Source organism: Acidobacteriota bacterium (genome assembly GCA_020845575.1).
Lineage (GTDB): Bacteria > Acidobacteriota > Vicinamibacteria > Vicinamibacterales > Vicinamibacteraceae > Luteitalea.
Genome location: JADLFL010000040.1, coordinates 60,902 through 87,000, shown reverse-complemented (window position 1 = coordinate 87,000; position 26,099 = coordinate 60,902). Strand labels below are relative to the sequence as shown.

Annotated in this window: 24 protein-coding genes; 12 read left to right on the top strand and 12 right to left on the bottom strand. The window is 68.7% G+C overall.

The features are described from left to right. Window positions 1-141 precede the first annotated feature (141 nt). Window positions 142-1,896, top strand: a complete 1,755-nt coding sequence (locus IT182_11535) for a protein kinase (GenBank protein MCC6163968.1) — start codon at window positions 142-144, stop codon at window positions 1,894-1,896. Window positions 1,897-2,059: 163 nt separating this feature from the next. On the opposite strand, the gene IT182_11530 is transcribed toward IT182_11535, so the two are convergent. Both IT182_11530 and IT182_11525 read right to left on the bottom strand, forming a co-directional pair. Next, window positions 2,060-4,036, bottom strand: a complete 1,977-nt coding sequence (locus tag IT182_11530; protein ID MCC6163967.1) for a von Willebrand factor type A domain-containing protein — start codon at window positions 4,034-4,036, stop codon at window positions 2,060-2,062. A 139-nt stretch (window positions 4,037-4,175) separates the two neighbouring features. Next, window positions 4,176-5,048, bottom strand: a complete 873-nt coding sequence (locus IT182_11525) for an SCO family protein (GenBank protein MCC6163966.1) — start codon at window positions 5,046-5,048, stop codon at window positions 4,176-4,178. A gap of 94 nt (window positions 5,049-5,142) precedes the next feature. Between IT182_11525 and IT182_11520 the strand changes: the two genes are divergently transcribed. Then, complete coding sequence (locus tag IT182_11520) at window positions 5,143-6,357, top strand: glycosyl transferase (GenBank protein MCC6163965.1); 1,215 nt, start codon at window positions 5,143-5,145, stop codon at window positions 6,355-6,357. Window position 6,358: 1 nt separating this feature from the next. Here IT182_11520 and IT182_11515 read toward each other — a convergent pair whose 3' ends face one another. Then, entirely contained in the window at window positions 6,359-7,234 is an 876-nt protein-coding gene (locus IT182_11515; protein MCC6163964.1) for an HAD-IIB family hydrolase, read from the bottom strand. Between IT182_11515 and IT182_11510 the strand changes: the two genes are divergently transcribed. Together IT182_11510 and IT182_11505 are read left to right on the top strand one after the other, a co-directional pair. After that, a complete protein-coding gene (locus IT182_11510) occupies window positions 7,223-8,668 on the top strand; it encodes an aldehyde dehydrogenase family protein (GenBank protein MCC6163963.1) in 1,446 nt (481 codons plus the stop codon). The two genes, IT182_11515 and IT182_11510, sit on opposite strands and share 12 nt — an antisense overlap. Window positions 8,669-8,711: 43 nt before the next feature. Continuing rightward, the gene (locus tag IT182_11505; GenBank protein ID MCC6163962.1) at window positions 8,712-8,957 is read left to right on the top strand and encodes a type II toxin-antitoxin system death-on-curing family toxin; all 246 of its coding nucleotides are present in this window, start codon (window positions 8,712-8,714) and stop codon (window positions 8,955-8,957) included. A 9-nt stretch (window positions 8,958-8,966) separates the two neighbouring features. Here the strand turns inward: IT182_11505 and IT182_11500 are convergent, their stop codons facing one another. Together IT182_11500 and IT182_11495 are read right to left on the bottom strand one after the other, a co-directional pair. Further along, window positions 8,967-9,419 (bottom strand): type II toxin-antitoxin system VapC family toxin, encoded by a 453-nt coding sequence (locus IT182_11500; GenBank protein ID MCC6163961.1) that lies wholly within the window; start codon window positions 9,417-9,419, stop codon window positions 8,967-8,969. Beyond that, the gene (locus IT182_11495; GenBank protein ID MCC6163960.1) at window positions 9,413-9,679 is read right to left on the bottom strand and encodes a type II toxin-antitoxin system prevent-host-death family antitoxin; all 267 of its coding nucleotides are present in this window, start codon (window positions 9,677-9,679) and stop codon (window positions 9,413-9,415) included. Before IT182_11495 ends, IT182_11500 begins: the two co-directional genes overlap by 7 nt. Before the next feature lie 144 nt (window positions 9,680-9,823). Here IT182_11495 and IT182_11490 point away from each other — a divergent pair, with 144 nt between their 5' ends. Together IT182_11490 and IT182_11485 are read left to right on the top strand one after the other, a co-directional pair. Further along, entirely contained in the window at window positions 9,824-11,317 is a 1,494-nt protein-coding gene (locus IT182_11490; protein ID MCC6163959.1) for a sodium/solute symporter, read from the top strand. Continuing rightward, window positions 11,314-11,502 carry a hypothetical protein gene (locus IT182_11485; protein ID MCC6163958.1) on the top strand — a complete coding sequence of 63 codons (189 nt, stop codon included), beginning with the start codon at window positions 11,314-11,316 and terminating at the stop codon, window positions 11,500-11,502. The genes IT182_11490 and IT182_11485 overlap by 4 nt, the downstream gene beginning before the upstream one ends. Here IT182_11485 and IT182_11480 read toward each other — a convergent pair. After that, a complete protein-coding gene (locus IT182_11480) occupies window positions 11,495-12,847 on the bottom strand; it encodes a dihydroorotase (protein ID MCC6163957.1) in 1,353 nt (450 codons plus the stop codon). The two genes, IT182_11485 and IT182_11480, sit on opposite strands and share 8 nt — an antisense overlap. Before the next feature lie 76 nt (window positions 12,848-12,923). Here IT182_11480 and IT182_11475 point away from each other — a divergent pair, with 76 nt between their 5' ends. Next, window positions 12,924-13,340, top strand: a complete 417-nt coding sequence (locus IT182_11475; GenBank protein MCC6163956.1) for an SRPBCC domain-containing protein — start codon at window positions 12,924-12,926, stop codon at window positions 13,338-13,340. Window positions 13,341-13,506: 166 nt separating this feature from the next. Here IT182_11475 and IT182_11470 read toward each other — a convergent pair whose 3' ends face one another. The 3 genes from IT182_11470 to IT182_11460 are packed head-to-tail and all read right to left on the bottom strand — an operon-like array spanning window position 13,507 to window position 16,729. Continuing rightward, complete coding sequence (locus tag IT182_11470; GenBank protein MCC6163955.1) at window positions 13,507-13,824, bottom strand: PqqD family protein; 318 nt, start codon at window positions 13,822-13,824, stop codon at window positions 13,507-13,509. Between the two features lie 33 nt (window positions 13,825-13,857). Continuing rightward, window positions 13,858-15,342 (bottom strand): glycosyltransferase family 2 protein, encoded by a 1,485-nt coding sequence (locus IT182_11465; GenBank protein ID MCC6163954.1) that lies wholly within the window; start codon window positions 15,340-15,342, stop codon window positions 13,858-13,860. After that, entirely contained in the window at window positions 15,335-16,729 is a 1,395-nt protein-coding gene (locus IT182_11460; protein MCC6163953.1) for an FAD-dependent oxidoreductase, read from the bottom strand. The genes IT182_11465 and IT182_11460 overlap by 8 nt, the downstream gene beginning before the upstream one ends. Window positions 16,730-16,795: 66 nt before the next feature. Between IT182_11460 and IT182_11455 the strand changes: the two genes are divergently transcribed. The 4 genes from IT182_11455 to IT182_11440 all read left to right on the top strand — a co-directional run bounded on the left by IT182_11455 (window position 16,796) and on the right by IT182_11440 (window position 21,824). Then, window positions 16,796-17,695 (top strand): hypothetical protein, encoded by a 900-nt coding sequence (locus IT182_11455; GenBank protein ID MCC6163952.1) that lies wholly within the window; start codon window positions 16,796-16,798, stop codon window positions 17,693-17,695. A gap of 98 nt (window positions 17,696-17,793) precedes the next feature. After that, window positions 17,794-17,931: a hypothetical protein gene (locus tag IT182_11450; protein MCC6163951.1), complete on the top strand. Its 138-nt coding sequence runs from the start codon at window positions 17,794-17,796 to the stop codon at window positions 17,929-17,931. Between the two features lie 4 nt (window positions 17,932-17,935). After that, entirely contained in the window at window positions 17,936-20,017 is a 2,082-nt protein-coding gene (locus tag IT182_11445) for a hypothetical protein (GenBank protein MCC6163950.1), read from the top strand. After that, window positions 20,007-21,824, top strand: coding sequence for a TIGR03663 family protein (locus IT182_11440; protein MCC6163949.1), 1,818 nt, complete (start codon window positions 20,007-20,009; stop codon window positions 21,822-21,824). Before IT182_11445 ends, IT182_11440 begins: the two co-directional genes overlap by 11 nt. Window positions 21,825-21,839: 15 nt before the next feature. On the opposite strand, the gene IT182_11435 is transcribed toward IT182_11440, so the two are convergent. Then, the gene (locus IT182_11435) at window positions 21,840-23,351 is read right to left on the bottom strand and encodes an amidohydrolase family protein (protein ID MCC6163948.1); all 1,512 of its coding nucleotides are present in this window, start codon (window positions 23,349-23,351) and stop codon (window positions 21,840-21,842) included. A gap of 13 nt (window positions 23,352-23,364) precedes the next feature. Continuing rightward, window positions 23,365-24,303: a hypothetical protein gene (locus IT182_11430; protein ID MCC6163947.1), complete on the bottom strand. Its 939-nt coding sequence runs from the start codon at window positions 24,301-24,303 to the stop codon at window positions 23,365-23,367. A 25-nt stretch (window positions 24,304-24,328) separates the two neighbouring features. Between IT182_11430 and IT182_11425 the strand changes: the two genes are divergently transcribed. After that, complete coding sequence (locus IT182_11425) at window positions 24,329-25,207, top strand: VWA domain-containing protein (GenBank protein MCC6163946.1); 879 nt, start codon at window positions 24,329-24,331, stop codon at window positions 25,205-25,207. 21 nt (window positions 25,208-25,228) lie between these two features. Here IT182_11425 and IT182_11420 read toward each other — a convergent pair whose 3' ends face one another. After that, window positions 25,229-26,086, bottom strand: coding sequence for a hypothetical protein (locus tag IT182_11420; GenBank protein ID MCC6163945.1), 858 nt, complete (start codon window positions 26,084-26,086; stop codon window positions 25,229-25,231). Window positions 26,087-26,099: the final 13 nt, after the last annotated feature.

Sequence of the window (26,099 nt, the reverse complement as noted above, 5' to 3'; positions counted from 1 at the left end):
CGCCACGGCTGTGGCGGCCTGTCAAAGCTATACTGCGGCCGGGCTTGGAGCGCCGGGCCCGCCACCCGGAAACGACGGTTCCACCCGCGAGCCGGACCTGCCGCAGGCGGGGACGGTCTGGCCAGCACGCATGCACGAGAGATGATCGGCACACGGCTCGGGCAATACCGCATCGACGCACTCCTCGGCCAGGGCGGGATGGGTGCGGTCTATCTGGCGACCGACGAGATGCTCGGCCGTCAGGTGGCGATCAAGGTCCTGCGCGGCGACGTCCACTCCGAGGGCACCGCCACGGAGCGGTTCCGCAGCGAAGCCCAGATCCTCTCGCGCCTCGATCACCCGCACATTCTCAGGCTGTACGGCTTCTCCGAGCACGATGGCGTGCTCTACATGGTCACCGAGTACGTGAAAGGGGAGGCCCTGCTGCGGTGGCTCGAACGGCATGCGGCGGTGGACGTGCCGCAAGCCGTCGAATGGGCGTCGCAGGTGCTCGACGCGCTCGACTACGCGCACCAGCTCGGCGTGGTGCACCGCGACATCAAGCCCGCCAACATCCTCATCGACGAGCGCAATCGCGCGCGGTTGCTCGATTTCGGCATCGCGCGCATCGCCGGCATGGACGGCCTGACCAGGACCGGACAGGCCGTCGGCACGCTCACGTACATGGCGCCGGAGCAGGTGCTCGACGAGCCCATCGACGGCCGGGTCGACGTCTACGCGTTCGGGGTGGTGCTGTGCCAGATGCTCGCCGGACGCCGGCCGCATCGCGCCACGACAACGGCGGGCCTGCTCAGGGAAATCATCGAGGGCCCGACTCCCGACGTGGCCGCGATGCTGCCCCCGCAGGCTGCCCCGTTCGCACCGCTGCTCGTGCGGGCGCTCGCGCGCCATCGCGACGAGCGCACGCCCAGCGCCGCGCAGATGCGCCTGGAACTGCACCAGGCCGTCGCCGAAGCTGTGTCGCCACCGCCGTTGCCCGAGGCGCCACCAGCAGAAGGACTGGCTGCCGTCGACCCGGCAGCCGCCGCGTGGTCGGGGTCGGTCGCCGTGCCCTCGTCCACGGGACAGGTCTCCACGACGGGCCAGACATCGACAACGCAGGCGGGTGCGACGATCCCCGTGCCGCCGCCCATCCGGCGGCGCGGCCCCGGCGTGCTCGCGCTGGCGGTGCCGGTGCTGCTTGTCGCGGGCGTCACGCTGGGGTGGTTCGCGTTCGGGCGATCGCGCGTTGCGACGCCGCAGACCGGCGTCGAGACGTCTGCTCCTGTGTCCACAGCGGATGCCGGGACGGCACCAGGCGCACCGCTCACGGACACGACAGCAGCAGTACCTGCCGCCCGCGCGCCGGCGATGGAAGCGCCCGCGGCTTCGTCACGACCAGTGAGTGGTGGTCCGCCCCCACCCGCCGCCGTGGCGCATGGCACGCCTCCTCCTGAGGCATCGCGCCCGCGCGACACGCGGCCCGTCGCTCCAGCGGAGCGACAGGCGTCCGAGCCGGAGGACACGGTTGCGGAGGCAACACCGCCGCCGGCGCCAGCGCCCGCGACACCAGCACCCGCGCGCGGACCCACCGTGGAGTTCAAGGGCATGATCCTCATCGATCGCATCGACGATGAGGACGAGGAGATCGACGTGAAGGTGCGCCTCGACTCACGCCGCGTGGTGGTGGTCGACGAGGACAACAACGCCAAGCGCTCGATTGCCTACGACTCGATCGCACGCGCGTCCTACACCACGAAGAAGCCGGGCCGCTTCTCGTTCCGTCGCGGCCCGAGCCACTGGCTCACCCTCGAAATCGGCATCACGCCCGTCGTCCTGCGCATGAACTCGAAGACGTACGAGCAACTCCTCACCACGCTCGCCGCCCGCGGCGTCCACGTCGAGCGGCATCAGTAACAGACGGGCAACCGGCAACCGGACACCGGGCGCCGGCAACCGGGCAGCGGGCGCCGGGCACCGGATAGCGGACGGCAGGCGCTACCACGCTGGTGTAGCCGCCGGATTTCATCCGGCGGACAGCGTTGATGGAGCGAGGCGGAAGCCCCTTCGTCTGCGCCCGCTACTGGTCGGACGGCGAGGGTTTCTGCAGATCTTTCAGGCTCCGGGCAAGGCCGGCGAGGCGGATGAATTCGGCGCGCCAGCCGCCGGGGTCGGTGCCGCGAGCGGCCGTTGCGCGTTCGATGGCGGCGGCCAGGGATGCTCCCGTCGCCAGCGAATCGTTTCGCAGCACCAGCGCCACTTCCGCGACGGCCGACGCGAACGCCGTGTCGGCGTCTGCCTCTCCGACCTTCGCCTTCACCGCGTGCGACTGCAGCGCGCTCGTCGCGCCGTCGGGCTTCTTGTGCCGCACGCTGACGGTGGCCAGTTCGTCGCCGCCCTTGCCCGGCGCCGGTGTCGTCGTCTGATAGCGCAGCGGTGTCGCGCTGACGACGCCGTTCTCGCGTCCGCGCGGAACGATCTCGTAGAGCGCCGTGACCGTGTGCCCCGCACCGATTTCCCCCGCATCCTTCGCGTCGTCTGCGAAGTCCTCGGTATTCAGCGCGCGGTTCTCGTAGCCGATCAGCCGATACGCGCCGACGTGCGTCGGGTTGAACTCCACCTGCAGCTTCACGTCCTTGGCGATCGTCACGAGCGTTGCGCCCACCTGCTCCACGAGCACGCGGCGCGCTTCCTGCAACGAGTCGATGTACGCGTAGTTACCGTTGCCGCGATCGGCGAGCGCTTCGAGGGTGCTGTCCTTGAGGTTTCCGCGCCCCACGCCCAGCACTGACAGGAACACGCCGCTGTCGCGCTGCTTCTCGATGAGCCGCGTCAGGTCGCCCATGCTGGTCGTCCCGACGTTGAAGTCGCCGTCGGTGGCGAGCACCACCCGGTTCACGCCGCCCTTGACGAAGCCCTTTCGCGCCTCTTCGTAGGCGAGCTGGATGCCGCTCGCACCATTTGTCGAGCCGCCGGCCTGCAGCGCCTCGATCGCCGCGTGGATGCGCGCCTTCTCGCTGCCGCGCGTCGACGGCAGCACGACGCGCGTGTCGCCCGCGTAGACCACGAGCGCGAGGCGGTCGCCGTCGGTCATCTGGTCGGCAAGCATCCGTAAGGACGTGCGCACGAGAGGCAGCTTGTCGCGCGACATCATCGAACCCGACACGTCGACGAGGAACACGAGGTTCTTCGGCGCGTGCTCGTCGAGCGGTACTTCGCGTCCGTGGACGGTCACGCGCAGCAACTGGTGCTCGCGGTTCCACGGGCATGCCGCGAGCGCGGTACTCACGGCAAACGCATCGCCGCTCTTCGGAGCGGGATAGGCATACGTGAAGTAGTTGATCCACTCCTCGACACGGACCGCGTCCGGCGGAGGCAGCCGGCCTTCCATCAGGAAGCGTCGGCTGTTGCTGTAGGACGCGGTGTCGACGTCCACGCTGAACGTGGACAGCGGATGATCGGCGGTGCGGCGGAAGCCCGACGCGTCGACGCGGGCGTACGCGTCCATCGACGGGGGCTGCGGATCCATGGGCGGCACATGACGGATCCGGCCCATGGCGACGGCTTCTGCGGCGGTACGCTGTGTGGGGAACGGCGCCACCGCTGGTGGTGGGAGCCCGCCCACGACCTTCCCGATGGCGCCGTAGTCCGCCCTCTCGTCCGACGTGATCCGCACGACGACGGAAGTCGTCTTCGCCGTATCGACGGCCTGCACCGATTCGATGTCGCCGAACCTGACCGTCAGCGTGATCTCGCCGCGCGGCACGCCGTCGAGCACGAAGCGGCCGGACGAATCGGTAAGCGCCAACGCACGCCAGGCGCCGTTCCTCTCGGCGGCGTCGACGACGGCGCCAGCGAGCGGTCGGCCCTGGACGTCGCGGACTTCGCCGGTGAGACGGGCGCCGGCGACCGTGAGCCGCTGAGACGGCCCCTGCACATCCGTCGATGAGAAAGATGTCGCTTTCGCAACAGGTGAAGACACGCCGGGCGGCACGGCTGCGTATCCCGCGACCACGCATCCCGTGATCGCGCCCGCAGCCAGGAGAGGACGAAGCATGGAGCCTCCTGTGAACTGTCTGGAGGCTTAGACACCGAACGCGCGCGGATGGTCGGCAGGGGGCCGGGCTCGACCTTCGACTCCGCTCAGGTCGCCCTGAGCCTGCCGAAGGGCGGAGAGCCGGAGCTACCTGCCGACATCAGCGCTGACCGGTTGCCGGTTGCCCGTTGCCGGTTGCCGGCGTGAGAAGTGTCACCACCTGCTCCACCGTCCAGTCGTTCCCGCGGAAGACGGCGACCACCTTGCCCTCGCTGTCGACGACAGCCGTCCTGAGGCCGTGGGTGATCTCGGTGCCGTCTGGCTCGAAATGGAGCGCGAAGAAGCGCGCCCACACGGCGACGTCGTCAGGCGTGCCGGTCAGCAGCGACCACCTGTGGAACGGATCGGCGCCCTCGCCGGTGATATGCGCCCGACCGTACGCATCGAGCACCTCCGGCGTGTCTCGCGCCGGGTCGATGGAGATCGCCACCATCTGCACGTCGTCGCGGCGTCCATCCTTCCGCAGGCGCGACGCGACCTCGTCGAGGCGACGCATCATCAACGGGCAGAAGTCGGGCAGCGGACAGTGTGTATAGATGAACGTGAGGACGAGGGCACGGCCCGAGAAGTCCGATGCGACCACGCGGCGACCGTGTTGGTCGCGCAGCGGGGCATCGGGCAGCGGCGTCCCCGGCGCAGGCCCGACCGCATCGCCTGCTGTCGAGTCTCCAGACGTCGCCTTGCTCAACGACACGCCCTCGATCCACGACCGGGCGCCGTCGACGACGAGCGTGGCGGTGAGCCGGTCCCCTGCCCCCGCCGCGTCGAGCGCCCACGCCTCCTTCACCACGAACTCCATCGTCATGGCGTCCATGAAGCCCGGGATGGCCTCGTGCGCGACGGTGACGCGGCGCTCCGCGCGATTCACGCCACGAACCACGCCAGCGAGGGGATGACGCGCCGCCGACGGCCCGGCGTCGAACGACGGGGCCGACGATCCGCCGCAGCCGAGCGTGCCGATCGCGCCGGTCACGAGGCATAGGGTTAGAACACACTTACAAATCACGAAGGGACTCCAGAACAGTTTCTGCTTGCGCCGGTGCGGTGCCGGCACGTAAAGATGAAGGATGAGCGACTTCTATCAGGTCGGCGTCTTCACGACGATGCACAACCTCGGGATGCCGGAGGCCCTCGAACGGCTCGAGGCGGAGCTCGTGACGCACGGACGCCAGCGGCCGACGGCCCTGCTCCTGCCGGCCCTGTTCTCCGAGTTCGAAGGCCCGGCGATGCCCGGCATCATCGCGGAGCTCGCGCAGGTCCCGTACCTCAAGCGCATCGTCGTGTCCCTCGATCGCGCCGATCGCGCCCAGTTCGACACCGCCAGGCGCGCGTTCGACAAGGTCTCCACGCCCGTCACCGTCGTGTGGCACGACGGCCCGCGCCTTCAGGCACTCTATCGCGAAATCCTCGCGAACGACCTGCCGATCGGCGAACAGGGCAAGGGGCGATCGTGCTGGATGACGTACGGGTCGATCATCGGCGAAGCCGACTGCCAGGTGATCGCCCTGCACGACAGCGACATCGTCACCTACGACAGGTCGATGCTGGCGCGTCTCTGCTACCCGGTGACCAACCCCACGATGGGATACATGTTCGCCAAGGGGTTCTATCCGAGGATCGGCGCCAACCGCATGCACGGGCGCGTCACCAGGTTGTTGATGACGCCGCTCATCAGGAGCCTCACGAAGATCCTGGGTGCGCAGCCGCTGCTCGCGTACATGGACAGCTTCAGGTACGTCCTGGCCGGCGAGTTCGCGATGGACGTCGACCTGGTGCGCGCCGTGCGCATCCCCGGTGACTGGGGTCTCGAAGTGGGCATGCTGGGCGAGGTCTATCGCAACACGTCGCTCAACCGGATCTGCCAGGTGGGGATCGCGGACCGGTACGACCACAAGCACCAGCAGGTGTCGAGCGGCGACCCCTCCGCGGGCCTCATGAAGATGACGATCGACATCTGCAAGTCGCTGTTCCGTCAATTGGCCGCGGAGGGCATCGAGCTGTCGAGCGGCACGTTCCGGACGCTGCAGGCGGCGTACGTCCGAACCGCCGAGGATACGCTCACGCGGTTCCATCACGACGCCATGCTCAACGGCCTCGATTTCGACAGGCACGCCGAGGAAACGGCGGTCGGGGCGTTCGTTCAGGCCGTGCAGATCGCGAGCCGGCAGTTCCTCGACGATCCGCTCGGCATCCCGCTCATCCCGAGCTGGAACCGCGTGGTGGCCGCGCAGTCGACCATCTTCGAGGATCTGCGCGACGCGGTGCGCGCAGACAACGCGTAAGTCACACGTCACGCGACAGCCACGCGAGGACCACGTCGTTCCAGCCGGCAGGCCCGGGCGCGGGAGCGATGATCGCGGCCGGCAGCGCCGCCACCAGGTCAGGGTGCGGACCATGTGACGGCCGCGGCACGATCGCCGCGTCGTCGGTTGCGAGCAACAGCGAGATGTCGTTCGGTGCGTCGCCGAGGCCCAGGAGACGGGCGCCGGGCCCGCACGTCGTTCGCAGGACGTTCACGGCCTCGCCCTTGTCCGACAGCCCCGTGAGATGGAAGAACCGTCCGCCGCGTGTCACGCGCGCACCGCGTGTGCGAGCCGCGTCGTTCAGTCGCGCGAGTTCGACATCACCTTCGACGCACACGAAGGGCTCCGAGAAGTCGCGCGCGCGAGCCAGCGCCGCCGTGTCGAGTGACAGACCCGTGCGATCTGCGACCTCCACATCGGTCATCGCGGAGAAGCCACGAAGATCGGCGCCCACCGAGGTGGCCACTGCAGTCAGCAACGGGCGCAGCGCGCCGGCGCGCACGCCCAGCACGAGCACACGGCCACCCGACTCCCACGGCTCGGCCGCTTCGGGAACGCACGTCCAGGTGTCCGGGAACCAGATCGCACTACCGTTCTCGACGATGAGGGGCGCCGGCTGCAGGGCGAGCTGCGTCGCGAGCACACGCATCTCGGCGAGCGTCTTGCTGCTGCACGGCACCACCGGCGCGCGCCGGGCCCGTGCGGCGGCGAGAGCCGGGAGGGCGGCATCAGCCGAGTACGTGTGATGGTCGATCAACGTCCCGTCGAGGTCGGTGACGATCAGGCGCACGCGACGAGCGTATCGCGGACCGGTGGACGAGAGGACGTCGGGTAAGCTGTTCGCGTGTCCGCCCATCTGAACCTGATCGCCGGCGAGTGGCGTGCGTCCGTCTCCGGACGGACCTTCGAGAATCGCAATCCCGCCGACACCGAGGACCTCGTCGGGACGTTTCCCGAATCGTCGGCGGCGGATGTCGCCCTCGCCGTCGACGCGGCGCGAGCCGCGCAGCCGGGATGGGCGGCGATACCGGCGCCAAAGCGCGGCGACGTGTTGTATCGCGCGGCCACGATCCTGGAGTCGCGTGCGGACGACATCACGCGCACGATGACGCGCGAGGAGGGCAAGACGCTGCCCGAGGCGCGCGGCGAGGTCGGCAGGACCATCAACATCCTGCGCTACTACGGCGGTGAAGGCGCGCGTCTGTTCGGTCGCGTGATTCCGTCGGAGCGCGATCGCGTGTTCGTGCACACGCTGCGCGCGCCGCTCGGCGTCGTGGGTGCGATCACGCCGTGGAACTTCCCCATCGCCATTCCCGCGTGGAAGGCGTGCCCGGCGCTCGTGAGCGGCAACGCCGTCGTGCTCAAGCCGTCGGAGCTCGCGCCGCTGTGCGCCACGCGCCTCGCCGAGATCCTCGTCGAGGCCGGTCTCCCGGCAGGCGTCCTCAACGTCGTCAACGGAGCCGGCGAAGCGGGCAAGGCGCTCGTGGCACACGAGCAGGTGCGCGCGATCTCGTTCACGGGGTCCGAGACGACGGGATCGGCCGTCGCCGAAACATGCGGCCGGCGGCGCGCGCGCGTGCAACTCGAGATGGGCGGGAAGAACCCGACGATCGTGCTTGCCGATGCCGACCTCGACGAGGCGGCCGCCATCGTCCTCAACGCGGCGTTCGGCGCAACGGGCCAGCGGTGTACCGCGACGTCGCGCGCGATTGTCGAGCGGTCGGTGGCCGGTGCCTTCGCGGACGCGCTCGTGGCGAAGGCGCGCGCGATGACCGTCGGACCTGGAAACGCGGCTGGCGTGGACGTCGGCCCGAGCATCGACGCACGGCACGCCGACCGCGTCGTGCGCGAGGTCGCCGCGGCCGCGGAAGCCGGGGCACGCGTGCGCACCGGCGGAACACGACTCACCGACGGCATGCTCGCGCGCGGCCACTTCGTCGCGCCGACCGTGCTCGACGATGTGACGCCGGCGATGGGGATCGCGCAGGACGAGGTGTTCGGGCCTGTGGTGGCGATCCTGCCCGCCGACGACTTCGAACACGCGCTGGCGCTGGCCAACGACGTGCGCTTCGGGCTGTCGGCCGCCATCTGCACGCACTCCCTGTCGCACGCGCTGCAGTTCGCGCAGCGCGTCGACGCCGGGATGGTGATGGTCAACCTGCCGTCAGCCGGCGTGGAGTACCAGGTCGCCTTCGGCGGCTCCAAGGCCAGCTCGCTCGGCCCCCGCGAACAGGGCCCCGAGGCGATCGACTTCTACACGACGCTGAAGACGGTGTACGTGAAGTACTGAACTCGCTCGCCCGGAGCAGAAGGCTCACTACGGCACGCCAACCGTGCATGAACTGGCCGCCGCGTACATGTTCGGCCTCGCGCGGAATCACGCGTTCGTGGATGGCAACAAGCGCACCGCCATCGTCGCCGCCGTCACCTTCCTGCTGCTGAACGGCCACGAGTCGACGGCCGATGACGGCACGCTCTACGCGTTCACCATGGGCGTTGCCGCCGGCGAGATCGGCGAGGACGGCGCGGCAGCGTTCTTCGCCGACCACACGGTGCCGGATGGTCAGAGGGCGATCTGAGCGATCGCGTCACGCGTCGTCGCGCTTCGGCCAAGGGTTGAACACGGGCACGCCCGTGGCCACGACGTCCGTGACGTTCCGGGTCACGAAGGTCAAGCCATGATGCAGGGCCGTTGCCGCCAGTTGCGCGTCGATGGTCGGCAGGGTTACACGCCGCTTCCTTGCAAGGGCTTCGACCTGTCCCCATCGTTCGGCGACACCCTCATCGAACGACAGGATGCGGCCAGCGAACCGCAACCGCACGTCGTGATTCAGCCAGCTCTGGAGAGCACCCCGCCTCGGGTCTGCTTCGTCGAGCAGATCGATACCGCGACGCACCTCTCCGATGGTGATGGCGCTCAGGTACAGCAAGGGTTCCGGTGTCGCCGCGACCCACGCCACGACCCTCGCGCTCGGCCGGGGCTTCATGAGTTCCGACACCACGTTGGTGTCGAGCAGGAAACCCGCCTGGCCGCCTACCATCGGATGGTTCTGGTCGCGTCACGCTTGCGCGAGATGTCCAGCGAACGCCCGCCTGTCGGCGCGTCCCTGAAGAAGTCGACGAGCGATGCCGGCTGATCCGCCCGGGCCATGTCCCGCTCGTACGCCTCGGCCGCGACGATGATCACGGCCTCGCCACGGTGCCGGACGACACGCTGCGGACCCTCGGTCCGAACGCGCCGGAACACTTCGCTGAAGCGTGCCTTCGCCTCGTGCAGCTGCCACACCGGTTCTTCGCTCATGTAGCTCAGGCTAGATGATCTGGTCAGACTAGTCAAAACTGACGGCGACTGCGGTTGTCGGCAGGGATGCTCGTCTCGCCGGACTCGGGCGGGGCCGTCGCGCCAGTCGTCCAGGTTTCACCGCACGCAGTATCATCTGTCGCCGTGCGTGCGATTCAGCTCTCGACCATCGACATCGCCCTGATCGTGCTCTACCTGCTCGCGGTGACCGCGATCGGCCTGTGGGCCAGTCGCGGCATCCGTACGAGCGGCGACTACTTCCTGGCGGGGCGATCGCTGCCGTGGTGGGCGGCGGGGATGTCGCTCGTCGTGTCCGACATCGGCGCGAAGGACATGATCGGCCTGGCCGGCGACGCCTATCGGTACGGCGTCGTGATGATGAACTTCGACTTCGTCGCGTGTACCTTCCCGGTCCTCATCGCGGCGTTCCTCTTCATGCCGCTGTTCTGGGGCTCGGGCGTGTCGACGATTCCCGAGTACCTGGGCCGCCGCTACAACCTCTCGGTCCGTACGTTCTTCGCCGTCATCTGGTCGCTGTTCATGATCGGCACGGTGGCCACGATCCTCGTGAGCGCCGCGGCGATGTTCGAAGGGCTGCTGGGCTGGTCGTTCTGGTTCTCCGTCGGACTCACGACGGTGTTCGTCGGGATCTTCACGACGTCGGGCGGCCTCAAGGCCGTGGCGTTCACCGACGTGCTGTCGTGCATCGTGCTCATCGCCGGCGCGAGCCTGCTGTGCTACATCGGGCTCCGCGAAGTGGGCGGCGTCGGCATGATGTTCGAGAAGGTGTCGGCGCACACCTGGACGGCGGAGCACTTCAAGCTCCTGCCGTCCGCCTCACACGATACCTACCCGTGGCCGGCGCTCATCCTCGGCCTCGGTCTCGTGCTGGGGCCGGCGTACTGGGTGGGCAACCAGGCGATCGTGCAGCGCTCGCTCGGCGTGAAGGACGAGGCCCACGCGCGCGCCTCCTACGTCTTCGCGGCCGTGATCAAGCTGGTCTTCCCGGTCCTGCTCGTGCTGCCGGGACTGCTCGCCATCGCGCTGTACGGTGACGAACTCGGCGCACCAGGGCCCGGCTACGATGCCAATCGCGTGCTCCCGCTGATGATCGAACGCCTCGTGCCGCCGGGCGCGCTCGGCCTGCTGACGGGTGCGTTCATCGCCGGGGTGATGGCCAACCTCGAGGCGTACGTGAACTCGGCGTCGACGCTCATCGTGACCGACATCTACAGGCCGTTCATCAGGCCGCACGCCTCAGACACTGAGTGCCTGCGGGCCGGGCGCTTGCTCGTCATCCTCATGCTCGCCGTCGGGGCCCTCGTCAGCTATCAGGTCAAGACGCACTTCGGCTCGGTGTTCGAGGCGTTCCAGACGTTCCTCTCGTTCTTCCAGGGCGCGCTGTTCTCGCTAGTGCTCTTCGGCATGATCACCCGTCGCGCCACGGCGGCCGGCGGCGTGGCCGGCATGCTCGCCGGTGTCGGCACCGCGGCGGCGATGAGTACGCTCGGATATCTCTACCTCTGGACGGCGTTCTGGTCGTTCGTTGCCGCGTCGGTGGCGCTGCTGGTGGTCAGCCTCATGACGCCGGCCAAGTCCGAGGACGAGCTGCGAGGCCTCGTCTGCTGGGTGCGATGATGCCAATCGAACCGGGTGCACTCCTCGTCATCGCGTTCTACGCGCTCGCGCTGTACGTGATCCTCGTCGTCGCGCCACGGCTCACGCCAAGCCTGCGCGAGCCGACGCCGTGGTACAGCAACGTCCGCTTCTGGGCATCGTTTGTCGCGGTCACGCAGATGATCGTCTACGCGCTGTTCAGCTGATCGCCGCGGGGGCGTGCGCCAGCGTCTCCGCGAAGCGCACGGCCGCGCCGCCGGACGGGCCCGCCAACTCGCCGTCCCACATCACGCGCCTGCCCCGCACGATGGTTCCGACGGGCCATCCCGTGACTGCCATGCCGTCGTACGGCGTCCACTGGCTCTTCGATGCAATCCAGCGGTTGGTGATGACCTCGCGCCGCTTCATGTCGACGATGGTGAAATCGGCGTCGTAGCCAACGGCGATCCGCCCCTTGCCGGCGATGCCGAAAAGGCGTGCCGGCCCGGCGCTCGTCATGTCGACCAGGCGGGCCAGCGTCAGGCGCCCTGCCGCAACGTGGTCGAGCATGATCGGCACCAGCGTCTGCACGCCTGTCATGCCCGAATGGCTCGCCGGATAGGCGTGATGCTTCTCCTCCACTGTGTGCGGCGCGTGGTCCGAGCCGAGGATGTCGGCGGTGCCGTCGGCGATCCCCCGCCAGACGCCATCGCGATGCGACGCGTCGCGCACCGGCGGGTTCATCTGCGCGAAGGTACCGAGGCTCGCGTAGCACTCGGGCGCGACGAGCGTGAGATGGTGCGGCGTCACCTCGATCGACGCGTAGTCCTTGTGATCGCGGAGCCAGGCCATTTCGTCGGCCGTCGACACGTGCAGCACGTGGACGCGCGCGCCGGTAGCACGGGCGATGCCGATGAGCCGTCTGGTGCAGGCAAGTGCCACGTCTGCCGATCGCCACACGGGGTGCGACGAGGGATCACCGGGCACTCTCAGCCCCATGCGCTCACGCAGCATGGCCTCGTCTTCGGAGTGGAAGGCCGCGCGGCGGCGCGTGCGCCTCAGGATCTCGGTGACGCCCGCATCGTCCTCGACGAGGAGCGAGCCCGTTGACGACCCCATGAACACCTTGATGCCTGCCGCTCCGGGCAGTCGCTCCAGCTCGGCGACGTCTTTCGCATTCTCGTGCGTACCGCCGACCCAGAAGGCGAAGTCGCAGTGCATGCGATTGGTGGCACGCCCGACCTTGTCTGCCAGCGCCTCGGGTGAGACGGTGGGCGGGTTGGTGTTGGGCATCTCGAAGACGGCGGTGACGCCACCCATGACGGCGGCGCGCGAGCCCGATTCGAGATCCTCCTTGTGGTCGAGGCCCGGCTCGCGGAAGTGCACCTGCGTGTCGATGACGCCCGGCAGGATCGTCAGCCCCGTGGCGTCGATCCGCTCGCCGGCATGAGCGCCGCCGAGATTGCCGATGGCGGCGATGCGGCCCGCGCATACGCCGATGTCGCGGCCGAACACGCCGTCATGGTTGGCCACGGTGCCGCCGGTGATGAGCAGGTCGTAGGTCTCGTGCATCGCTGGTCTGCCGGAGACGCTACCATGCGCGAGGCGGGTTCTCCCCGTTCACCCCGATATCTGCAAGGATGCTCCCATGTGCAAGACGATCAAACAGACGGTGACATTCCGCGCCGAGCCGGCTGAGGTCTACAAGCACCTCGTCAGCGACTCCGACGCCGTCGGCCAGCGCTTCCGAATGGGCGAGGGTTCGGGCATCGTCGTGGACATGGCGCCGGACACGCGCGTGGTGCGCGCATGGCGCGAAGGCGACTATCCCGAGGGTGTCTTCTCCATGGCCGCGTTCACCCTGCGTCCCGTGAACACCGGCACCGAACTGACGCTCACCCACCGCGGCGTACCCAAGGCCCTCATCCCGCGCACCGAAGAGCGCTGGCGCCGCGACTACTGGGACCCCATCAAGCAGGAACTCGGCCAGAGGCCGGCTCGGAGAGCCGGCCCTACCCCTGGCGCCGGCGGTAGGGTCGGCCCTCCGCGCTCGACCGACAGGTGAGGCCCTGCACGCCTCTGGAGACGAGCATGGTCACGTACACGCACGGACATCACGCGTCGGTGTTGCGGGCGGGCGGCATGTCGCCAGAGCGATGATGGACGCGATGGGTCGCGGCACGCCGGAGAGTCGAAGGTCCCGGGCTGATGTCAGCGGGCATACGCCGCGTTCAGGCGTCACGCGATGCGACTGCGCCATCGTCCACACGCGCGATCAGGTTCCTATCGAGCAGGTCGGCGAGGAACGTCTTCACGTCGCCGCGGCAGGTCTCGGCATCGACGTCGTACTCGGCCTCGACGGCCTCGCACAACTGCGCCATCGTCTGCGGCCCCGCCGCGAGACGTTGCCAGATCAACGCGCCCACCCCATGAGTGCCCAGGTACATCGACGCGGCGGGATCGAGCAGCATCACACCGGTGTCGCCGACGCGCGAGCTGAGGACGTCGGTTCGCGTGGCAAAGCGGGTGGAAGGCAGCAGATCTGACATGGCGTCCGGCGTGGATGACGTGACGAGGATACGTCATGGCGAGTGACGCCCGAGGCGCACGCGGAAGGCCAGGCTCTCGCACGCCGCGCGACACACAGTCATCCACAGCCGTCGACCACCGAGTCCCTGACGTGTCGTCAGGCGCGCGCGCTCGACGACGGGTACCTCGCGAAGATCCCAGCCACGAACGCCGGCAAGGATGCTCAGGGCGAGGTTCGGAGCCACGAGCCCGTCTGGCACGACAGAGAGGAACTCGTCCAGTCGTTCGCGGGGCAGCACACGAAAAGGCACGTTCACGTCGTGCGCCGTGGCGCCCGTCGCCCACCGGAACCACGTGGCCGCTGCACGGGAGACAACGCGACGCGCGCGTGCACGTTCGCGAGCAGCACGACAACCAAGCACCATTCCACCAGGCGTGCGTGCCACCCAGAGCGCCTCGAACGACGACGCGCCGATCTCGTCATCGCCATCGATCTGCACGACCCATGGGCCACGCGCGCGCCGATAGGCCGTCAGCAGCGCGGCCCCGTGTCCGGTGTTGGCCTGACGATGTACGTGAATTCGCGGATCGCGTGCGGCGAGCGCGCGCAGGACATCAGTCGTCCCGTCCGTCGAGCCGTCGTCGACGACGACGCATTCCGCACGCAGTCCCTTGTCGGCCAGGACAACCAGCCACTCTGCAAGCGATGTCTCGATCGTGCCGCCCTCGTTGTAGACCGGCACGACCAGCGACACATCGACCTCGGCGCCGGTACTCGGAGATGCCGCGTCCCCTGCGACGGCGGTGCTCTCTGGCTGCGGCTCGCGCAGCGTCTCACCAGTTCGCTCTCTCCGCCACATGTAGCGCACGAGATCGACGAACTGCCTCACGACAACCGATGGACTCGCACCCGACGGCCGGCCACCGACGCGGGCCCGATGAGGGACGGTCACTTCAACGACACGTCCTCCGGTGGCCTGGATGAGCAGCGTGAGCTCGGCGAAATAGAACGACGATCGCGACTGGACGGCCTCGGCCACGTTCGCGAACGCGGAACGCCGCAACACACGGAAACCGCAGTTGACGTCGTGAACCGACACACCCGCCAGGCGGGTCGCGGCGTTGTACACACGGCTGCCCCATGTGCGCGGCCCGCGTTCGACACGCGCCTGCCGCCACCCGACCACGAGATCGGCGTCGGCCAGGCGATCGAGCAACGGTCGGAATGCCGCGGCCGTGAACTGCCCGTCACCATCCAGGTAGCAGATCACGTCGTGCCGGGCCGCGAGCAGCCCGGCGTGCGACGTCTCGGCGATGCCGCGACGCGTGGCTTGGCGTATCAGGCGAACGTCACCATGCCGCGCAGCCTCTTCCACCAGGCGCGCCGTCTCGTCGTCACTCGCATCGTCGACGACCACGATCTCGTGCCGTATTCCCGCCGCCCGCGCGAACGCGCGGCAGTCCTCGATCACGCCGGAGATCGCCGCGGCTTCGTTGCGTGCCGGAATGACGACGCTGATCGCGATCGGGTCAGCCACGATGGTAGGTGCGATTCGCGTCGGCGGGGCTGTGGTACGTCATCTCCGGCACACCGTGCAGCCAGTGTTCGACGAACTCCATCCCCTGCATGAGACTGTGGTCCTGGTTCGAGACTTCGTACTTCCATCCGCCGAAGCGCCCGCGAGTATGGATCCCGAACGGCGCGAGGGCCGCGTGGAGCGTGGCGAGTGCATCGTCACGCCCGCGCGTCGGCACGGGATACCCGTGCGCCAGCGTGCGGTGCCACAGGGATCGGATCGGCGCACCGCGCGGCAGCAACCCGTCTCGCTCGAGCGCGCGGCATGTCGCCTCGACCAACGCATCGCGATCCACACGCTCGGCACGAGGATGTGCGCTCTCGGTCAGCAGGGAGTACGAAGCGGCGTCGGGCGCGTTGGACGCGGCGTAGTTGGACAACACCGTCACGCGATAGTAGGGACTGTCGGCCTCCGGGAAATACATCCAGGTACGGCGGCGCATCGCCTCGTCGGCGGGCAGACCCACGCCCACGCCGACCAGTTCCACGGTGTTGGCCACGAGTCGCGCCGCTGCGGCCTTCACCGCTGGCGACGAGTCTGGCAGGCAGGCGACGAGCGCATCGAGCGGCATCGTGCCGAGCAGCGTGTCGTAAGGTACGACTTCCCCATCGGCAAGCGTGATCCGCCGGCCCTCGGGATCGATACCCACGACGCGACATCCGGTGCGCACGATGGTGTCCGGCAACAGCCGGGCTACTCCCTTCCAGATGGCACCGGTCCCGCCGCGTACGGGATAGCGGAACGTGGCGTTGGGTCCCCAGTCCGAACGCGGCGCGTCATCCTCCGCGCGGGGTCGCGCCACGCGTTCCCCGAGCCAGGCCGCACTCATGTCCTCGAGGGGATGCTGCCAGACCTTCCGGTTGTACGGTCTGAGGAACAGGGCGCAGATCCCTTCACCGAAGGTCGCGTCCATCCACGCGGCGAAGCTGTCGTCGACGGGTCTGCCTGTCGCAGCGGCCAGCGTCTCGGCGGCCCACTGACGCTCGCGCGGAGGCAGCGCCTCGAGATGATGCTGGAACGGATACGGCACGTCGTGGCCGAGCACACGGATGGCGGCGGTTCGCGTGTGGTGCAGCCAGGCGTCGCCCAGCGCGCGATCGAGCAGTCGGTCGTAGCGCTCGTAATGACTGAACTGCACGTGACCGCCGAGGTCCCACGTGAAGCCCTCGTCATCGATCACGCTGCCGGCCAGCCCACCGGGACCATCCTCGGCCTCGAACACCACGACATCCGGGTGGCCGTGCTCGATGCAGGCGAGCGCCGCGCCGAGTCCCGTCGGTCCGGCGCCGATGACGACAAGGCGTCCTACGACGGAGTGGCGTTCACGCGCTGGTGGAGAGGTACGCACCGCCGGCAGAGTCTACCGGACAGCGAGGGTTGAACGGCAGCGGCGGACGCGACAGACTGTCCTCTCGTGACCGCGCACGCGTCTCCCCACCGGTACCATCTGGCCGGGCTGAACATCATCTCCGACTTCGTCCTGCCGGAAGCCGCGCTCGCGTCACCAACCACCGCCGCCGCGACGCTCGTCGTCGAAGACGGCTGGCGTCTGGGACTGCCATGTCCGGCCGACGGTGCAGGCCGCACCGCCGACTCCAGTCGCGTACGATTCGCCGCGCCAGGTGTCGGCCGGTTCATCGTCGAACACGGATGCCGCGTGATCGCCTGGCCCGAGGCCGGGGTCAGCGACGGCGATGTGTCGCAGCAGGTGCTCGGCCCGGCACTGGCGCTCGCACTCATGCAGCAGGGACACCTCGTGCTGCACGGCGCTGTCATCGCGGTCGACGATCGAGCGGTGGTGCTGCTCGGTGATTCCGGCATGGGCAAGTCGACGACGGCGGCCGCCTGCGCGGTAGCAGGTCATGCCGTGCTGTCCGACGATCTCGCAGTGGTCGACTGCACCGATGACGGCGAGGTGCTCGTACGACCGGTCGCGGCCCTCGTTCGTCTCGCAACGGCGCCCCTCGTCTCGCTCGGCACGGCACCACGATGGACATCCTCCGACAAGTCCGTCCACGCGACCGCTGTCAATTGCTCGTCGCACGATCGACGGCCTCTTGGCGGGTGCGTCGCGCTGACCTGGGGCGAGTCGCTGTCCCTCGATCGCGTTGCACCCGTCGAGGCTGCCCTGCTGCTCGTCGAGCACGCGTTCTGTCGCACGGCGTTCGGGCCGGCACACGCCGCCGCGGCGCTGCGCCAGTGCGCCACACTTGCGGAGCGCCACCCGGTGGCCCGCCTGGCTCGCCCATCGGGGTCTGACAGTCTGGTGTCCGCCGTAAGCATCCTGGCCGACTACGCTCGGAATGTACGGTGATTTTTCGGGACTCGCGAATCGCAGAAACAGGTGACAGCCCGGCAGAGCTTGTCTATGCTTACGGGCGAATCGCCCGCTTCCGCAGAAGGACATTCGTGATGTCGAATCAGACTGCCACCGTCCGTAAGCCCTATGTCGCACCCCGTCTCGTCGAGCAGGGCAAAGTCGCGCCCATGACACGTCAGGGCCCGACGACAGTGCCCGGGTCGCAACTCACCGAGTTCGACGAGTTCTAGCGTGATGGCCGCCATGGCGGCCGTCAACGTTCTCCCGGCGCACGACGCGACCCTGGTGGCACTCGCGTCATGGGCGGTCATCCTGTGGCTGCTCGGCCTCGCCGGGTTCCTGCTGGTTCGCCCATTGCTACGCGCGTGGGTCGACCAGGGCTATGGCCTCGCCAAAGTCCTCGGTCCGTTCCTGCTCGGTGCCGGGATCTGGGTCGCCGCCGGCATGGGTGCGCGAGTCGATGGCCGCACCGCGGTCATCGTGTCGGGCCTGCTGGCACTCGCGGCCACGCTGACGACATGGCAGACACGTGACGCCGCGTGGCCGTCGATGCGGACATGTCTGCGCGTCGACGCGCTGTTTCTCCTCACACTCGGGATCGCCGCGTGCGTCCGCGCGTGGTCGCCCACCATCATCGGGGCCGAACGCCCGATGGATCACGCGCTGCTGGCGGCCGTGCTCGGTCAGGCACGCATTCCCCCCGGCGATCCATGGCTCGCGGGATACTTCGTCAACTACCACCATGCCGGTCACGCCTGGTGGGCCGCGGTCGCTGCGCTCGCCGGCCATCCACCATGGATCGCCTACAACCTGATCGTGGTCTCGCTGCCAGCCCAGGTCGCGTGTGCGGCCTGGTCCGTCGGGTCGCGTGTACGCCCCAGGTACGCATGGATTGCCGTCACGGCCATCGTCGCCGCCGGTTCATGGGCACCGGTGGCGTCCCTGGTGACCACGGGGCGGCCACCGTCGGTGGCGGAGGCCACACGAGTCATCCCCGGCACCATCAACGAGTTTCCGCTGTTCAGCCTGACGTGGGGTGACCTGCACGGCCACGTCCTCGCCCTGCCGCTGCTGGTGACCATCGCCGGATTGCTGATCCGGCTCTACGAGATCGGTCACGACAGGCGCGATCGAATGGTCCGCGTACCGGTCGTGGTGACGCTTGCGATGCTCGCCACGGCGTCAGCGCTCACGTCGACGTGGGACGTCCTGCCGATGCTGGTTGCCGTGCTCTGGACCGCCCTGCTGATGCGGCGCTGGCCCATGGCCGACGTCGTGGCAGCCACGGTGTGCGCGGCGGCAGTCGTGACGATGCTGGCGTGGCCGGTGATGATGACGGTCGATCCGCCGGCGATGCGATGGGGCGTCGAACCGGACGGCAGTCCGCCCGGCGCGCTCGCGCTGGTGCTCGCCACGTGGTGCGCGCCACTGGTGATGCTCCTGCTGCTGACCGGCGACTGGCGCCGCGTCCTCGCGCTTGCGTGGGTCGCCGCCATCGTCTGCGCGCTGTGCTGGCCACCGTGGGGCGTGCGGGGGATCATCGTGCTGGTCATGGGACAGGTGTACCTGGCGCGCGACCATGTCGGGCGCGTGCCGACGGCGTTCGCGCTGTCGGCACTGTCGCTCGTGCTCATCGCCGAGTGTGTCTGGGTGGACGACGTGTACGGCTGGCAGTTGCGTCGCGTCAACACGGTCTTCAAATGGCACCTGCACGCCATGGTGCTGGCGGCCCTCGCGTTGCCGGCCGTCGTCGCGGCACTCTGGACGGCAGGTGCGCACCGGACGCGGCTGGTGACACGGTGTGTCCTCGGTGGACTGGCGTGCGTGGCCGTACTGTCAGCGCTGTCGACCATCGGGATCCTCTGGAGCCGGCGAGAGCCGGTGCGCACGTTCGACGGCCTTGCCGGCATCGCGCTGCACCATCCCGGCGACGCCGATGCCATCCGCCATGTCTGGATGACCGAACCGGCCGACGCCGTCATTGCGGAAGCATCTGCTGACGCATACAGCTACGCCGGGCGCATCGCGTCGCTGACGGGCCGTCAGTCGCTGCTCGGGTGGGGCGGCCACGAGGCCTTGTGGCGCCGAGGACCGGCCTGGAGGGCGGTCCTCGAGCATCGACGTCGTGTGCTGGCGGGTCTCTACGCAGGCGATCCGGCAGACGTGGGTCGTCTGGTGCGAGAGGCCGGCGTCACCCTCGTCATCGTCGGCGCCCCGGAGCGACGGCACCATCCCGGGCTCGATTCGTCGCGCTTCGCGCCTGTCGCCGATCGCGTGGTGGACAGTCACGGCACCGAGGTCTGGCGTGTGCGTTGAGTCGACACGCGCGACGGCGACGCGCACGTGGCCCCTGCTGCTCGCGGTGCTGGCCGCGCTCGCCGTGACGCGACTCGCCGGTCTCGGCGTCCGCCTGCCGCATCAGGACGAGATGACCCACCAGTGGCTCTCCGAGATGCTGGCGTTCGAAGGCTGGTATCGCGCCTCGCCGGTCTATCACGGCCCGCTGCTCTACCATCTCCAGGCGGGTGTCATGCGCCTGCTCGGGAGCGACCTGTGGGTGGCGCGACTCGTTCCCGCGATGGCGGGTATCGGCGCGGCACTGGCCCTGGTGGCACTGACCGCTCGCGAACACGGGCGCGCTTCGGCAATGGTCCTCGGCGGCCTCGTCGTGGCATCGCCGTCGTGGCTGTACTACTCGCGCTTCGACGGACACGACACGCTCATCCTCCTGGCCACGGCCAGCATGGCGTGGGGCCGGTGGTACTGGTCGACGGCGAAGGTCGATCGCGCGCTGTGGATCATCGGCATCGCGTTGGCCGCAGCCTGGTGCACCAAGCTGAACGCGCTGTTCCTGGTGGGCGCACTTGCCGCATGGCCGGTCGTTCGTGCAGCGGTGTATCGCACGGAAGGTCGATCGGCCCCTGACCTCGGCCTGGCTCGGAGAGCCGGCCCTACCCTCTCCACACCCGCCCGGGCCACGATTGTCACGGTCGCGGCAGCGATGGTGGCGATCGTCGTGGCGCTCTTCGTGACGACGTGGTGGGCACACAGGACGTCGGCGTCGGGCTGGGACGCCACGTGGCTGACCATCCGCGCCGCGACGGTGGACGGACTGACGCACTGGATCGGGATCGACAGGCAGCCGAGACTGCGTGGTCCCTTCCACTACTACGCCGCCCTGCTCCTGCTCTACGAACCACTGCTCGTGGCCGGCGCGGCGCTGGCCGTCGGCCGATCGGTGTGGACCGCACCTCGGACGGTGGCGCGTGACGCGACGCTCGCCTCGATCGCCGGCGTGGCGATCGGCATCGCGGCATGGCCCGTCCGCGACACCGTGTACCGCATCACCCACGCACATCCTGCGCACCTCGCGCTGCTGCCGCTGTTGGTCGTCCTGCTCTGGTGGGCCGCGCGGGCACGCGTGCGCGTCGATGACGAGGCCGGGGCGTGGTGGACATGGCTGGCTCTCACCCAGACGCTGCTCTATGCCTATGCCGGTGAGAAGGTCCCGTGGCTGTCGGTCCACGTCGCACTGCCGTGGATGATGCTGGCCGCACCGGCGCTTGCCGGGGCATGGCCACGTCTGCGCATCGGATGGCGTCTCTGCCTCGTGGCCCTTGGCAGCGTCACCGTCTGGGGTGCCGTGTGCGCAACGACCTGGACGCGCAGCGATCCCGCCGAACCACTCGTGCAGATGGAGTACGCCGCGGAGACACATGCGCTGATGGCGCGCCTCGCGCGCGACTGTCCGACGCTGGTCTCGCGGGGGCAGCCGTGCATCGGCGTGATGAAATCGGCAGCATGGCCCGCGCGGTGGTACCTGCGGGCGCTCGACGGGGCGGTGCAGGCAGTCGATGCCGGCGATCGCAAGACATTGCCATTCGTGTTCGTGCCGGCGCGGCGAACGTCGCCCGCGGGGACGCATGCGTCACTCGCCGATACGCACCTGCCCACCGAAGTGCGCTTCACCACGTGGGGCACATGGCTGCCGTGGCTGTCGCGCCCCGATCCCGGCGCGCTCTGGCGCTTCCTGTGGCGACGCGAGAGCCTCGGACGACGATACGGCCAGCCGTACGAGCTGTGGGTCAGACGCGACATCGCCCGCCAGTGGCACCTCGACTGACCGAGTTCAGCCGGTTCACTTCCCCAGCTTCTTCTTGTCAGTCTCGACGATGGTCTTCACTTCCTGCATGAGGGTGGGGACGTGATACGGGATGCCGTTCTTGATCGTCCACTCGATCCCGCCGCCGCGCGTCATGCGTCCGTCCTTCATCACGTCGATCCCGTAAGGGTTCAGCACGCGCAGGTTCTCGAGCGGATTGCCGTTCACGACGAGGAGATCGGCAAGGAATCCCTGACGAATCCGTCCCACCTTGTCGCCCATGCCGAGCAGCGTCGCGCCGTTGACGGTGCCGTGCTTGATGACGTCGAGCGGATGGAAGCCGGCCTCCTCGTGCAGTTCCAGCTCGCGCACCAGACCGAAGCCATACAGCGAATGAATGAACCCCGCATCGTCTCCGGTCGTGATGACGCCGCCCTTGGTGCCGAACGAGCGCAGTGCGTCCATCCAGATGCGGTACTGCTGCTTCCAGCGGACCTCCATGGTGTTGGTCCAGCCGGTGAAGTACGACCCGTGGTTGGCAAGATTCGGCTCGAAGAACGCGTGCAGCGCCGGGTGGAGATACTCCTTGTACCAGGGCAGGTTCTGCGCCTTGATGACGTCGCGGCTCGCTTCGTAGATCGAGAGCGTCGGACTCCACGCCACCTTCCTGGCCACCATCAGGTCGATCACCTGTTCGAGCTTCTTCGGGTCGGCCTGCGCGTACAGTTCGCCGGCCTTCGAGAACCGCAACAGCTCGTCGCTGTAGTTCATCTCCGGCGGGAAGTGCTGCACGCCGTCGATCGCGGCGTCGGCGACGCCGTAGAAGTGCTCGATCGAATCGACGCCGAGTTCCGCGAAATCGACGGCCGTGACTTCTTCGACGGCGATGTGCGTGGTCGTCTTGAGTCCCTGCGCCTTGGCCTCCGACATGGTCGCTTCGACCTGATCGCGATCCATGCCGAAGATCTTCAGACCATCGGCGCCGCGCGCCTTCGCCTCGCGCACGTTGGCGCGGATGGACTCGGTCGTGCCGTCGCCACGCGCCACCACCCAGTACACCTGCATGCGCGGCGCGATGATCCGATCGGCGGCCGACTCGGCCTGCCACTGCTTGCTCTTGGCGAAGTTGCCGCCGTTCTCGCGCGTGAGCGTCACGCCATTGGCGAGATACAGGTTGCGCTCGTACTGGATCGACATCGGGATGCCGGCGCGCTCGTCGTGCCAGTGCATGTGCGTGTCGACGAGACCGGGCATCACGTACTTGCCCGTCGCATCGATCACGGCGTCGGCCTCCACGGGGAGGTTCGGCGCGACGCGCGCGATCACGCCGTCCTGCACGAGGATGTCCATCGGCCCATACGGCGGCTTGCCGTTGCCGTAGATCACCATCGCCTTCCGAATCAGCAGCCGCGACGGCTTGCGCGCGTGAACCGCCGTATCCTTGCCGCCCGACCTGACCTGCGCCGACAACGCCAGCACCGACGAACCGAACACCACCGTGACTGCCACGAGCAGCCACGCGTGCCGGGTGAGCCATCCTCGAACCATCGCGACGAACCTCTCAGAAGATGCGAACGCCGAGACGCCGTCCTGGCGCCTGCGGCAGGGGATTCCTGAACTGCAGCCACACGCGCGACGCATCGTCGTCGCGCGTGATGGTTTCGATCGTCCACGCCTCACGTACGGGTGGCACATCCACGTCCTCGATCACGCGCGAGCGCTCCAGCCTCACCGCGCGTATCGTGGCCGGCGCGCCCGGGTGCATCGTGGCGAGGACGAGCGTTGCCTCCTGCGCCACCAGATCCACGTCCACCCACGCCAGTTCCCTGCTCGACAGCCAGACGAACGGCGAACGGCGCGCGTGTCGCGGCGGCCGATCCGCCGTGAGGCACGATCCGCCTCGCGCCACCGCCACCTGCCGACACAATGCGAGCCTGTCCGGCAGGAAGAGCACTTCGCCACGACACCTGTCGTCGGCTGTCGGACAGGGCCTGGCGTTGGCTTCGGGTGACGCAGCGGCATCGTACACGGCGTAGACCGTTTCCGTGTGCGGCCACTGCTCCTGGCTGCGCACGGCGTGCTCCTCGAACGCCCAGTACCGTCCGTCCGGCGACGGCACCAGGTCGCGCGCCGTGACGGCATCCACCACCGCGCCAGCGACGAGGTCCACGACGAGGAGCCCCGACGCATCGTGATGGGGATCGAGGTGCAGGAGCACCCGGCCTGTCGAGGGCAGGAGACGGACCGCACCGATCGCGCGTGCTCTCCGCGCGGTGATCGACCCATCGAGCGGGATCTCGGTCGTACGGCCAGCCTGCTCGACGCGCAGGCGGCTGTCCACGAGCCCCTCAGCCTGCGCCGGCTGCACACGCCAGAGCGCGAGGTCTGCCTGACCCAGCAACGGTTCGACCCGGAGGGACGCGCGCGGCGACGGGCCGCCACCGCTCTGGCCTGCCGCCGGAGCGGCCAGCGCGAACCACACTCCCGTGACAACGGCCATGCATCCTTTTGCTACGCTTGTACGCATGCTCACCCGGCGCGATGTGCTGTTCTCGGTCCCATTGTCTCTCGGCGTCGCCAGCCGGCTCGGTGCGCAGCAGCCGACGTTCCGCATCGGTGCGCAGAACGTGCCTGTGTACGTCACCGTCACCGACGCGAACAAGCGCCTCGTGCCGGGCCTCGAGCAGTCGGACTTCGAAATCTACGACGAGAAGGTCAAGGTGCCGATCGGCATCTTCGACAACCAGATCCAGCCGGTGACCGTCGCCGTCATGCTCGACTCCAGCGGCAGCATGACGATGACGCTGGAGTTGCTGAAGCAGGCGGCCGAACAGTTCGTGATCCGGCTGCTGCCCGAAGACAAGGCCCGCATCGGCTATTTCAACGACAAGATCGCCTTCCTCAGCGACTTCAGCAACGACCGCGACATGCTGATCGCGTCGATCCGCGACATGCAGTTCGGCAACCCGACGCGCCTGTTCGACGCGATTCTCTTCAGCCTCGACGAACTGAAGGACATCGAAGGACGCAAGGTGATCCTCGCGTTCACCGACGGCGCCGACACGGCGAGCCGCGGCGGCCAGGGCGAGGTGCTGCGCCGCGCGCGCGACGAGGAAGTGATGATTTACGGAATCGGGCTGCAGTCGATGATGCAGGGCATCAGGACGCGGCCCGACGGTGCGCTGCGCAAGATGGCCGACGAGACGGGCGGGGGCTACTTCGAACTGCGCGACACCGACGACCTCGGTCCCACGTTCACGCGCGTGGCGCAGGAACTCCACAGCCAGTACCTGCTCGGGTTCGAGCCGCGGACCGACGGGAAGGTCCACAAGATAGAGGTGCGGCTCACCCGCCCGGGCCTGACGGCCCGGGGCAGGCGCTCCTATCAGGCCCCGCGCAGCTGAGCGTGAGGGGTCGGGCCCGGCTTACTGGACCGCGGGCGAACCGGCGAGCACGACGGGCGCGTCGAACCTGACGCGCAGCACCGTGCCGGCCTCGACCTTCACGTTCGTGCCGGGAAGGGCGATGAGCGAGCCGCCACCGCCAATCGCGATGCCGAGCGCGGCCCCCTGGAATCCACCCAGGATGCCGCCGATGATCGCACCGGCCGCCGCACCGGCGGTCATCTTGCCCACCTCGCCCTTGATGCCCTTGCCCTCGATCGCCTGCGTCACCGACGCGCGGATCCTGTAGGTCTGTCCGCCGACCGTCATCTGATCGAAGGTGAGGGTCAGGCTGCCGCGGCGATCCACGCGCGAGGCGCGCTCCACCGCGCTCACCACGCCACGCAGCACCGACCCGGCAGGCACGAGCAGCGCGTCGCCCTGATACAGGTCCACCATCGTGGTGGCCTCGAAGCGGTCCTCGACTTCCGCCGTCTGCGAGCTGAGCGGCATCTGCAGTCGTGCATCGAGTTCCTGACCGACGGCGATCTCGCCCGACCGCGTCGCTGGAGCCGCTTCGCGCAGCGCCGTCCCGGACGCTTCCTGCTCGAGCGACGCCAGGCGCTGGCGCACGGCGCTCACTTCGGCGCCCGGCACGCTGTTCTCGCGGCGCAGCCGCACCCGCAGGTACGCCACATCGTCCTTCACGAGGTCGAGGTCACGCGCCAGCGTGGCGGCCTTCGCGGGATCCGTTTGCTGCAGTTGCTCGATCCGCTGCGCAACCGTACCAACCTGCGTCTGCAGGGCGTCGATGTCCGCTTGCGTCGCCTGCGCCCAGGCGGTCACGGGCAACAGCACTCCCAGCATCGCCGCTCGCGCGGCGCGTCCGATCTTCGTCATGGTGTCTCCCTTC